Source organism: Nakamurella sp. (assembly GCF_048594475.1).
GTDB lineage: Bacteria > Actinomycetota > Actinomycetes > Mycobacteriales > Nakamurellaceae > Nakamurella.
The window spans coordinates 1-10,693 of the sequence record NZ_JBMDXT010000494.1 but is presented as its reverse complement, the minus strand read 5'-3'; the positions used below and the strand labels follow the sequence as shown (position 1 = coordinate 10,693).

General features: G+C 65.8%; 12 protein-coding genes and 2 pseudogenes. 4 read left to right on the top strand and 10 right to left on the bottom strand.

Annotated features, from left to right (window positions below; genetic code table 11):
- Together ACOJUF_RS22395 and ACOJUF_RS22390 are read right to left on the bottom strand one after the other, a co-directional pair.
- Positions 1-266: pseudogene (locus ACOJUF_RS22395) on the bottom strand (hypothetical protein); the annotation flags it as partial.
- Positions 267-391: 125 nt separating this feature from the next.
- Positions 392-868 (bottom strand): hypothetical protein, encoded by a 477-nt coding sequence (locus ACOJUF_RS22390; RefSeq protein WP_420124025.1) that lies wholly within the window; start codon positions 866-868, stop codon positions 392-394.
- A gap of 25 nt (positions 869-893) precedes the next feature.
- On the opposite strand from ACOJUF_RS22390, the gene ACOJUF_RS22385 reads away from it, so the two are divergent.
- The gene (locus ACOJUF_RS22385) at positions 894-1,244 is read left to right on the top strand and encodes a hypothetical protein (protein WP_420124024.1); all 351 of its coding nucleotides are present in this window, start codon (positions 894-896) and stop codon (positions 1,242-1,244) included.
- Here ACOJUF_RS22385 and ACOJUF_RS22380 read toward each other — a convergent pair whose 3' ends face one another.
- Entirely contained in the window at positions 1,245-1,436 is a 192-nt protein-coding gene (locus ACOJUF_RS22380) for a hypothetical protein (protein ID WP_420124023.1), read from the bottom strand. It lies immediately after the preceding gene.
- The gene (locus ACOJUF_RS22375; RefSeq protein WP_420124022.1) at positions 1,417-1,707 is read right to left on the bottom strand and encodes a hypothetical protein; all 291 of its coding nucleotides are present in this window, start codon (positions 1,705-1,707) and stop codon (positions 1,417-1,419) included. The genes ACOJUF_RS22380 and ACOJUF_RS22375 overlap by 20 nt, the downstream gene beginning before the upstream one ends.
- A gap of 130 nt (positions 1,708-1,837) precedes the next feature.
- Here ACOJUF_RS22375 and ACOJUF_RS22370 point away from each other — a divergent pair.
- Positions 1,838-2,078: pseudogene (locus ACOJUF_RS22370) on the top strand (helix-turn-helix domain-containing protein).
- Between the two features lie 295 nt (positions 2,079-2,373).
- Here the strand turns inward: ACOJUF_RS22370 and ACOJUF_RS22365 are convergent.
- From ACOJUF_RS22365 to ACOJUF_RS22350, 4 genes are all read right to left on the bottom strand, one after another.
- Positions 2,374-2,967, bottom strand: coding sequence for a hypothetical protein (locus ACOJUF_RS22365; RefSeq protein ID WP_420124021.1), 594 nt, complete (start codon positions 2,965-2,967; stop codon positions 2,374-2,376).
- Positions 2,964-3,434 (bottom strand): hypothetical protein, encoded by a 471-nt coding sequence (locus ACOJUF_RS22360; RefSeq protein WP_420124020.1) that lies wholly within the window; start codon positions 3,432-3,434, stop codon positions 2,964-2,966. The genes ACOJUF_RS22365 and ACOJUF_RS22360 overlap by 4 nt, the downstream gene beginning before the upstream one ends.
- Positions 3,434-3,673, bottom strand: coding sequence for a hypothetical protein (locus ACOJUF_RS22355; protein ID WP_420124019.1), 240 nt, complete (start codon positions 3,671-3,673; stop codon positions 3,434-3,436). The genes ACOJUF_RS22360 and ACOJUF_RS22355 overlap by 1 nt, the downstream gene beginning before the upstream one ends.
- Before the next feature lie 76 nt (positions 3,674-3,749).
- Positions 3,750-4,013: a hypothetical protein gene (locus ACOJUF_RS22350; RefSeq protein WP_420124018.1), complete on the bottom strand. Its 264-nt coding sequence runs from the start codon at positions 4,011-4,013 to the stop codon at positions 3,750-3,752.
- Between the two features lie 612 nt (positions 4,014-4,625).
- Here ACOJUF_RS22350 and ACOJUF_RS22345 point away from each other — a divergent pair.
- The gene (locus tag ACOJUF_RS22345) at positions 4,626-6,482 is read left to right on the top strand and encodes a type IV secretory system conjugative DNA transfer family protein (protein WP_420124017.1); all 1,857 of its coding nucleotides are present in this window, start codon (positions 4,626-4,628) and stop codon (positions 6,480-6,482) included.
- Between the two features lie 73 nt (positions 6,483-6,555).
- Positions 6,556-6,870 (top strand): hypothetical protein, encoded by a 315-nt coding sequence (locus ACOJUF_RS22340; protein ID WP_420124016.1) that lies wholly within the window; start codon positions 6,556-6,558, stop codon positions 6,868-6,870.
- Positions 6,871-7,113: 243 nt separating this feature from the next.
- On the opposite strand, the gene ACOJUF_RS22335 is transcribed toward ACOJUF_RS22340, so the two are convergent.
- Together ACOJUF_RS22335 and ACOJUF_RS22330 are read right to left on the bottom strand one after the other, a co-directional pair.
- Positions 7,114-7,287 (bottom strand): hypothetical protein, encoded by a 174-nt coding sequence (locus tag ACOJUF_RS22335; protein ID WP_420124015.1) that lies wholly within the window; start codon positions 7,285-7,287, stop codon positions 7,114-7,116.
- Positions 7,288-8,742: 1,455 nt separating this feature from the next.
- Positions 8,743-10,644: a hypothetical protein gene (locus ACOJUF_RS22330; protein WP_420124014.1), complete on the bottom strand. Its 1,902-nt coding sequence runs from the start codon at positions 10,642-10,644 to the stop codon at positions 8,743-8,745.
- Positions 10,645-10,693 lie beyond the last annotated feature (49 nt).

Genomic DNA, 10,693 nt, shown 5'->3' with positions numbered 1-10,693 from the left:
GGGTTGCACCGGGCGGGGCCCGCGGCGGGGGGCGCGGCCTGTACCGGGTGGGGTTGTCCCCCCGCCGCCCACCACAACGGACCCGGCATCGACCGCGCGAACTCCACGACCACCGAACGTGTCTGCCGCACATGAGTGTCGCTCAGGCCGGCGGCCGCCATCGACAACGCGTACTGATCGACGATCTCCTGCTCGAAGTCCTCGACGTCCTGCGCCGTGCGCAACCCGCGCGGGGAACCGATGCTCCGCACCACCGCGAGCTTCATCGACTGCACTGTTCACTCGGAGAGTGCATCCGTCGACAATACCACCAAACCGTCGAGAATCCCGACGGAACATCAATCCGGTTCTCCGTCAGGAGAGACCCAGTCCGGCATCCAATCCCGGGGATTCAGGCACCGCCGAACCCGCGGGAACCGAAAACAGTAGAGATTCCGAACCTGAGGAAGGCGCCATGACGCTCGTCAACCGGCGGATCACCCGGCTGCTGCACCACCGACCGTCCCAAGCTCCAGATCCGGCTGGGGTGGCGGCCGAGGACCTGACCCGGATCTCGCCGTCCGATCGAGTCGCGGCCGGCGCGGACGTGCGCGACCGGGCAACCATCGGCGGCGAGGCCGTCGCGCTCGGCGCGGTGACCGTCGCCGACGCCGCGATCCTGACCGAACACGCCATGCTCAGTGGCACCGCCACCGTCCGCGGCCGCGCCGTGCTCTCCGGCTGGTCCGCCGTCATCGAACGAGCCACCGTCGAAGGCGATGCCTGGGTGTTCGGGCGGGCCGTCATCCGCGGGAACGCCTCGGTCGCCGGACACGGTCAGGTCTTCGGTGACGCCACCGTCGCCGGCGGCGCCGTCGTGGACGGCCACGCCTGGGGTCCACGGCCAGGCCCTGGTGACCGACGACGCCTGGGTGACCGGGCGGGCGCAGATCGGCGGTCACGCGGTCGTCTGCGGCACCGCGACCATCTCCGGCGCGCTGCGCATCGGCGGCCGGGCCGTTCTCGGCGACGGCGCCGAGATCACCTGCGCCACCGACTACGAGACCCACCAGCTGAGCTGGGGCGACACCGTCACCCTCTACCGCTGCGACGGCGGCGCCGTCGGACTGGGCCGCAACGAGAACCTGCACGGACCGGTCACTCTCGGCCGCACCCACCTGCCCGACCCACGCCTGCGGGAGCGAATCGAAGAACTGGCCGAACTCTGGGGCGCCAACACCGCCCAGACCGCCGCCGACGGCTGATCAGGGCATCAACCGCGCGGCGAACCGGCCCAGCACGAGGACCGCGGCGACGCCCAGGATGATCGCGCCGATCACGACGAGAAAGTACAGGACGACGGCGAGAGCGACCGCGCCGACGAGGACCAGGACCGCGCTGCCCAGGCACCGGGCCACCGACGGCTGCTGGGCAATGTCAGGCTCGAACCCCGCCATCACGGGCCTCCTCGGTCAGGACGTCACAGACAAGTTCGAGGTGCTCGGCGATCTCTCGCCCACCGTCGCTGCCGGCGGCGTTGACGGTTAGGCTGCCGACCGCGGTGCGGCCACTCGGGCAGCCGATCTCCCACCGCACCCGCCGGCCCGGCTGGACCCGGCCGGCCAGACCCTGCTCGACCGCTTGCAGGGTCTGCTCCAGATCCGAAGCGCCCGAGGTCTGCGGGTCGATGCCGGCGACGCTGATCGTGATCGTGTACATGGCGCTCACTGTGTGCTCCTTCGCGGCGGCCGCCAACGGGCGCCGCCAGACTGTGGATGAATTTCGGGCATGGGGACAAACGCCCAGGCCAGAGCGAGTTTCAGGGTCGGACGGTCGTCGGGGTGGGCAGGATGAGGACGTGAGCGAAGAGTCGAACGGGCCGCGTTTCCTGCGCTTGTCCCAAGTAAGCGAGATCTTGCGGATCTCGGACTCCCAGACTTACGCGCTCGTTCGCAGCGGTGACCTACAGGGGATCCAGATCGGCGGCCGCAACCAATGGGCGGGTCGAACGGTCCAAAATCGAGGAGTACACGCAGCAGGCCTACCGCCGCACCGCGGAGAACCTGGAACGGCTCCAGACCGACGACCCAGGCGAATGAGGATCCCGAGAAGGCCGACGAGACCGGTTGGGCGCTGTGCGTGAGCCCCCGACCCGAAGTCGGGTCCGAGTCGAACAGATGTGCGATAATTTGGTCATGCCTACGAAGATCGTGCAATGCGGAACCTGCCGGCAGCCCGTCACGGTGAGTACCAGGTCGCGGGGGAGGGACTGGTATCACGAGGACTGCCGGCCGGTTTGCGACCTCCCTGGCTGCAACCGACACCGGGCATCGGGTCGCGGTGCTGGGTCCATCGGCACTACGACGTCGAGACCTGACGCGATCCTGTCCCGGATCACAGAGTTGGCGCGGGACCGCGACTCTCGCCACCTGCAGGACGCTCGTACTCGGTCGTCGGTGGCTTGCGGGACGGCTCGTAGCGGCGGACCGGGAGCACCATCGGGGCGAGCGCGGAGACCTCCCGCCACTTCTGCTCGGTGCTGGCCCAGGCGGCCTGGTCGTGGATGCGCCAGGTGAGCCCGCCGATCTTGATCAGGGCGACGTTCCGGGCGACGTCGTGCACATGGTCGACGGCATCCGAGCCGTGTGCCTGGACCATGGTGACCGGGCCGTGGGTTGATGGGCTGGTGTCGACTCTCTCGGGCAGCTGGGAGGCGATGTACCAGGCGTCGATCCAGGCGGCGGCGTACATGCGGGCGGCGACCTGGTCGTGCAGGTAGATCAGCAGGTTGTCGCTGGACAGCGCGATGTGTCCGCCCCAGTCGCGGCGATTGCCCGAGCCATGGGTGTCGAGTTGGAGCTGCTGCTCGCCGGCGATGCTGACCATGGCCTGGATGTGCTGACCGGCGCTGGGCGGGCGCTGAACGCTCGTATGGATCGCACGCCTGGCCGCTGCGGCCAACGGGTGAGGGCCGCTGTAGGCGCTCATCGGCCGATTCCGCCTTCCCGGCTGGGCGTCTCGGGTGGTGGCGGCGCCTGGTCCCACCGGGACATAGGTCCGGGTCGGTCGACGGTGAGGCCGCCGTCGTGTCGGACGGTGAGCTGTTGGTGCTGGTGGGTACCGGCGGTGTGGGCGACCGCAGCGAGCACGAGGTGGACGTGCTGGCGGTCCAGACCGGCCAGGCAGCGGCCTAGATTGACGGTGGTGACTCCGTCGTCGAGGGCGGCGGTGATTTGCAGGAACCGCCGCTCGCCGCCGGACAGGGCCCCGGTCAGGCTCGGGATGGAGTCGAAGTCGATCCAGTGCCCGGAGGCGGTCGGATGCACCCATGGGCAGCCGGGGTCGGCGAACCGTCCGTTGAAGCCGCGGATGAGCAGCTCGGTGGCCGCTTCCAGGCCATAGAGTCCCTCGGCCCAGGCGCGGAGCTGAGCGTGATGTTCCTGGACTTCGGTCATCACAGACTCCGCCCGGCCGACGGGGTCGGCGCCGGGTCGTCGGAGATCTCGACGAGCAGCGGCATGCTGGGCGGGTAGAGGGTGGTGGCGCCGGGGGTTTCGGCGTACTGGACGGCGACGACAGGGTGGGCACCCTGGATGCGGTGCAGGGTGACGTGCTGCCTTGGTCCCTTGTCGGGGATCACGACGTCGCCGAGGTGCAGTTGCATCGCGGTGACGGTGCGGACGAGGTAGCCCATGGTTCCGGTCCTTTCGATCGGTGACGGTGGTGGCCACCCGGTAGTGCCGTCGGCGGCTGGGAGCTGTCGGTGGCGTTCAGCCGTTGTCGTGGTGCCGCGCCTCAACACGGACGGCGGCGTAGGTGTCCAGGTGTCCGCAGGGGTTGGTCCAGCCGTCGCAGGCCAGCTGGCGGGAGCCGTCGTAGGAGATCGCCGGCCGGATCTCGCCGCGGGGTCCGCCGCAGGTCGGGCAGGCCCAGCGGAGGGTGACGGTGATCGGGTGGTGGCCGGAGTGGTCCTGACTGCCGGGGATCCGGACGGTTCGCCGCTCGGTGGAGTTGTGATGCTGGGTGGTGGGCATGATTCGTGTCCTTTTGGTGGTGCCGCGCGGGGGCAGGTGTTTGTCGGGGCCAGCCGTTCTTCCGGCGGGTCGATCACGGCTGTGATCGGGGGTCGGGGCAAGGGGCCGAAGGCGCGATGACGACCGGGGCGGATCGGTTCGGCGTGGATCCGTGGAGGAGCGAAGCGGGGGAGCGGTTTCACCCGAACGGATCGGCACTGGGCGGCATCGCCGCAGCCCTTGACCCGAGCCCGTACCATCGACCGCTCGGTCGGCCCGCCGGAAGGGCGGGGAGCCATGTGGGCGACCCGAACTGTCAGGCCGCTGCGCGGCCTGTCCACCAAGGCATTTCGGGCCCCGCGCCAATCTTCGGCCGCGAAGGCGTCGGCGCCGTTAATCGCCAATCCATTGGTGCGGTGGGTGGCGGTGGCGGGCGCGGCGGATCCGGTCGGGTGGGCGTGCGGCGGAGCGCAGCGGGGGAGCCGATCCGACCGGCTGATCGGCAGCGAACGGCGCCCCTGTGTGAAGCTGAGCTGGCGCACATCGGTTCGGGCCAGCTCGTCCTGGCAATTTGCCGCGGTGGTACTCGGGCGACCGCTGGATTGGTCACCGCGTCGGGCGGCACTGAGGGGTGTGCTGATTCCGAAGGCGAAGACCCCGAACCGTCCCGCCGACCTTGACTGGGCGGTGACCGGCATCGTCCTGCTCGTCGTCGCCGGCTGCCTGCTGCTGTGGCTGGGCGGCCAGGCCGCCAGCCTGCTGAGCGGGAACGGGTTCGCCGCCGGCCCAGTCACCTCGGGCGCCCGAGCGCTGCTCGCCGACCGCGACCACCCGGCAGCGGCGTGGGACTCGGCGATGCCGGACGCGCCGGCCTACTGGTGGATCACCACCATCTCGATCGCGGCGCTGGTCGCGTTGACGGTCGCCGCCGTCGTCAAGGTGCGCGGCGGAACCCGGCGCCGGAGCCATCTCGCTGAGATGGAGAGCCGGCCCGGGATGGCCACCGCGCGGGCGATCCGGGCCGCGGTCGGCCCGAAGCGCCTACGGCGCAGCGCCCCCGAACTCCGCCCCACCCTTGACGGTCGGATCTCACCGCGGGAATTGGGCTGGTGTTGGGGGACCGCACGCGGCGTGAGCGTGTGGACCAGCGTCCGCGACTCCGTGGTCCTGCTTGGCCCGTCCGGCGCCGGCAAGGGCGTGTACGTGGTGAACAACCGCATCCTCGACGCCCCCGCCGCCGTGGTCGCGACCTCCACCCGACCCGACGTGCTATCGGTGACGATCTCGCAGCGCCGGCAGGTGGGACCGGTCGCCGTGATCGCAACCGACGGGTCGATGGACGGGCTTCCGGAGATCGTGCGCTGGTCACCGATCCAGGGCTGCCGCGACGGCCGTATCGCCGCGGCCCGCGCCCAGGTGCTCGCGGCCGGGTCCTCTTCCGGGGTGGAGGACGCCTCGTTCTGGCAGGGCTGGACCGAGAAGGTCATCAAGACCCTGCTGCACGCCGCGGCCTGGTCCAACACCGGCATCGACGACCTGTGGCGGTGGTCCCAATCGGCAGTGGCCGCCCGCTCCGCGCTCGCGGCTCTGCAGGACCTGGACGGCCGCGACACCGGCTCCGGGGAACGGGTCGAACCCGGCTGGGCCGACACCCTGGCCCAGGTCGTCGAGGGCGACGACAAGTTCCGCGGCAATGTGTGGGCCGGCGTCGGTAAGTCCCTGGCCGGGCTGGACCTGCACTCGGTGCGGCGCCGCTTCGACCCCTGCCCGGGAGATAACTTCGACCCCACCGCGTTCCTGGCCAGCCGGGGCACTCTTTACTTGCTGGCCGAGGCCGACGACCCCGCGTCCCGGCTTCTGCAGTGCCTGGTCGCCGACATCACCCGCACCGCGAAGGACCTGGCCGACCACTCACCAAGGTCACGGCTGGACCCGCCGCTGACGCTGGTGCTCGACGAGATCGCGAACTGGGCGCCGCTGCCGGCGCTGCCCACCTACGTGTCGGCGTACGGCGGATCCGGGGTGGTGACGATCGCGGTCATCCAGTCACGGGCGCAGATGGCCAGATCTTGGGGCAGCGACGCAGCCAAGGCGATCTGGGACTCGGCGACCATCACCGGAATCCTCGGCGGCGTCACCGACGCCGAGAACCTCCGCGACTTCGCCGCCATCGCCGGCGACCGCGACGAAACCTCCTGGCAGGCATCCACCGGCAAGGGCGACGGCCTGCTTGGCCTCGGCTCCGGCCGGTCGTACTCGGAGCAGACCCGCACCCGAGCGGTGCTGACCACCGGCGAGATCCGCGGCCTACCCGAAGGCACGATGCTCATGTTCTACAAAGGCCTGGACCCGATGCTCGTCCGGATGACCGCCTACTACCGCCGCAAGGACCGCACGGCGCTCCTCGCCGGCCGTGAGGAGGTCGAATCCACCATCACGCGAACCGCGTCCGCGGAGCCGGTGGTCGCCGAACCGCCCGAGGAGAACTGACGTGCGTGCGCCTCGCCCGGGATCGGCCTGGACACCCAGCCGCTGGCCCCGCCGCGGCCGGTACGCCGACTACATGAACAGCCCGGCCTGGGTCGCCCGGAAACGTCGCTGGTTCCGCGAACACTGGGAACGAACCCACGAACTCGCCGCCTGTGTCGTCTGCCGCGCGCGGCCCGTCGACCTGCACCACCTCGACTACGGCAACCTCGGCGAAGAGGACTACGAGTCGTTAATTCCGGTGTGTCGCCCCGACCATGATCGAATCCATGCTGCCTGGGAAGCTACTCCGCACGTGCGCCGGCTCGGCCGCCGGACCGCAACGCTGGTGATCGTCCTTGAAATGCAGGAGCGGCTCGCTCGATCTGCTGCTGGAAGCACGGGGTCGTGACCCGGTATTCCGACGGGGCGCGATCCAGGTGTTCCATTGTGGAACAGCTGAATGGGAGTCAGGCACGGCGCTCCGGCTGCGCTCTTCGATGCGAACGCGGATATGAGCTGGCGGGTACTGGCAGATCACGCCGTCTTCGCAGGTGGCACTGCTGTACTGCTTCGATAGCCGACCTAGGCCGACGCGAACCGTGATGCCATTCGGGTGCGTATCCGCTTGGGCGTCGAGCGACGGGCGCCAGAATCACCCGCCGAGCCTACGCTGGCGATGATGTTGGAGGTGATGATGGTGCCGGGGGTTCAGCGGGGTGCCTTCGATGGCCAGCCGGGCGGAGATCTCGTGGCTGGGCAGGCCCTGGTGGCGAAGCTCCATGACCCGGCCGCGGGCCCGGTCCTTGGCCGGTGCGGTGCCCCTCATCCTGAGCGATGGTGCGGAGCAGATTCTGATAGTGAACAGCATGATGGACTCAACCAGTGAACCGAACGTGGGTGGCGCCGATCCCCGTTGAGCCCGACCCGCAGCAGATTCCGCTGCCGGCAGGTAATCCGACCACCTCAGACCTTGAGGTCAACCCGTGGCATGGAAATCCGCGTTAGTAAGGCCCAGACCTCCGGTAGCCTATCATCGGTCATGCAGATCGCGACTCCGCAATGCCTCGCCACCTATCTATGGCCGCGCCTCTCGAGGACCCCGGAGGTCGGACGACCGACACCTCGTTCGAGATACGGCAGGTGACGACCCGTCCAAAGTCCCATATCCTCGGCAACGACAAATTCTTTGCTGGTCTTTTCCGCGAGCAGGTCGCGCCACTCTTGCAAGCTCCGAGCGACATACTCTTGGGCAAGGAGGTCCGGCCTATTGCGAATGCTTGGAAATCCAAGCTCCTCGGCGATATTAGCCTTTGCCGACATTATGGCGGCAACGTACTCGATTGCGGGGCCAGGCTGGCGCAACAGAACACTGCGCTCCGACGATGAGCGCTCCGGCAGATAACCCGAGGTCTCAATCTCCGTGACCACGTCCGCGTTGACGTGAACCTTTCCGGGGCCCACCGCACGTATGGAAGCAGTGCGTGAGTTCTCCAATGCCTCCCACGCAATTGCCCCTGCTATCGCACGGCGATCCACACCGAACTTTAGCTCCGCAGAAATGATCTCTTGTCGGTGGTGCTGGAGCCAGCTCAGAACCTGGGTCTGTGGTAGCGGAAGTTCTGCGACAACACCGGAAGGTGGGGGAAGCTCCCAGGCACTCTGCAGTTCAAAAGAAATACCGTTTGTGGCCGCCGGCCACCACGGCGGTCTATCCTCTGGACCGGTAGTATTGATTGTAGGTTCTAGCTCCTCGGCCGAACCGAAAAGCGCCGCTGCACCGGCCCGTGACCTTCCGGGCCACGGGGGAATTAGAGCACTGTCATACAGGGACGGGCCTCCCTGGGGAGCAGAGGGAACCCTAGAGTCGTCAACTGAGACCGGCGGGGCAGATCTAGATGTGGTGTTCGCGCCCAACTGACCTACAACCGGGAGAAAGCCAACATCTAGGTTGCCAATTACCGGGGGTCCGGCAGCAACCACGCCTTCATAGCCAACGCGCTGATGATCAACTTGAGGAGCCGTTGAGGCTCCTCCAGTTGAGCCGGTGACCGCAGCGGCCCCAGTATATCCGGCTCCAGACGCCGTAATCCCGCTGTACCCGGCGACAATGGCTGAATCGCTCATGGGTTAGCACCCTTCCGGCTCCGTGCCGTAATCACTTGTGCGACATAGCGGTCTCAGGGGCATTAGGTCTCCCTGGCAGATCACGACCCAAACGGACCGCTCGAGGAGTTAACTAACCTGCCCAGCGTTGTTGTGGCGCAAGTCATCCCGCTGCCTATTAGACGTTTAAATGTACGGATTGACCATCCACGACCACCGGACGGAAGGTCTTGCCGAATGCCTCGACCCTCTGAATTGGATCCGTGATGGCATTCAGCCCTTCTGTTATTGCATCCGCCCTTCTAGTAGATGCGCTGATCGCCGCAGCCTCGGCATTCGCGCGCTCGTTCGAGAGCACAGCAGCCTTGACGTCTGCCTCTTGCCTGCCTCTTGCGTAGCTATCGAGTGCTTCGCCCTTGCTCAGCAACGCATCGGCCACCACGCTGTCAGTCCTAAGTATGACGGTCGTCCTGTTGAGAACAACGCCAGCGACGCTTTGCTGATCTCCAAGGCAGCCAGGTTTGAACCTATACGTACGCATGCTGCCGGGCGGAGGGAAATCGCCGTTTGCATCCGGTTTTGCATCACTAACTTCAATATCGGATCCGTCGGATTTCCATTTTATCTCCTCAAGTACACGAACTGGCTTCCCTTTACCGTCAAAAACGTTCGCACATAACCTGACAATCTTGCTACAAACAGAATCCACTTCCTCGAGGGAAACAAACTGCACGACAAAATCGCGCAATCCCGCTAGGGGGGTTTCTCGCCACGAACCGATGCGCCCATTCTGAAAGCCGACCCGAAACCCGACCAAATGTAAGTTCGTAATGTATTCTTGATTGAGTTCCCGAAATACGATATTGAGGCAGTGTCGAAGATTGACGTTTCGGAGACTCCGGGTCGTTGTTTCCTCGCGCCCGGTCGCCGTATGGATTTCCTGCGAGCTACTCACGGTAGAATCGCGGTTCGCGTTTGCCGTCGCAGCATGCTCCATAACAGCCTTGGCTGATTCACTAGCGAACCTTTCTCGGCTAGAGTGCGCTTGCTCGGCCCGTGTTTCACCTCCGCCCGCCTCAGCGGTCACGAACAGACTGAAGCCTCCGCTCGCATGCCACTCGTTTGTGTACGAGTTACCGGTCGACGTGGCAGACTTGGATCCGGCTGATTTTTCGAGCTGAGTGTTGAAAGTGCTCGCAGACGTTGTGCCGAAGGAGTCCATGATTGTGGTCGCCGCAGCGCTCTTGGCGTCGTCGGTTCGCCAAGTCTTCATTACAATTTCGGTTGCCTCTCCAGGAAACAACGAGAACGTGCGGACGGTCCGTCCCATGCCGTATCTGCCAAGGGCCGACGTTATGGCATATTCTTCGATTAGAAAGAACCGCGGCTGCGAATCGCCGGGTTCGTAGGCCTGGAGTTCCACGATTCCCTGCCACGTCGCTCTGGGCAGGACGTATTTGCCTTGTTTCAGGTATTGTATTGCGGTTGAGAACTGCGGCATCAGCGGCAACTCTAATGGTGCCTTTGTCGGTGTAGATTCAGGCGTAGTGACCTCCGATACGGATCTGGAACCTACTAGCCCCGCGCCAAGAGGCATGGTCGACACGAGTGGCTTCGGAATAAGATCGCCAATCCTGGAGCGATCGAAGCGCATCCACCATGTTTCCGGTAGGCGTTCTAGCGGAATTGGGGTCGTGAGTGCCTCGCCGATCTGTTTAACGGTCGCCTTAGATTGCAAGTTGTAGGTTGCTGCACTAAGTGCTTGATCGAATGCCGCTAGTGCTTCGTCCGGCAGGCCCTGGTGCCGCAGAACATCAGCAAATACCGTAGCGTACGCGCGGACATCAATAGGCTTAGAGGTATCGTTATCGGGGGGTAAGGGTGCAACCTTCTTAACGTCGACACCGAGTTCCTTGGAATGCTGGTTGAAGTCCTTATCGGATATGCCAACATCTAGTTCGATGACCCTTCGCCCGCCATACGCTTGAGATAGGGGCACATCCATTGAAAGGGCCTCGTCAACCCGGCCGGTTCCGGTATCGGTCAGCACAATCGCACCTAGCCATTTTCGTTGGTTCACGGCTTGCTATTGTCGATTTCCTACAGGGTGGTCTGCAACACTGACCCTT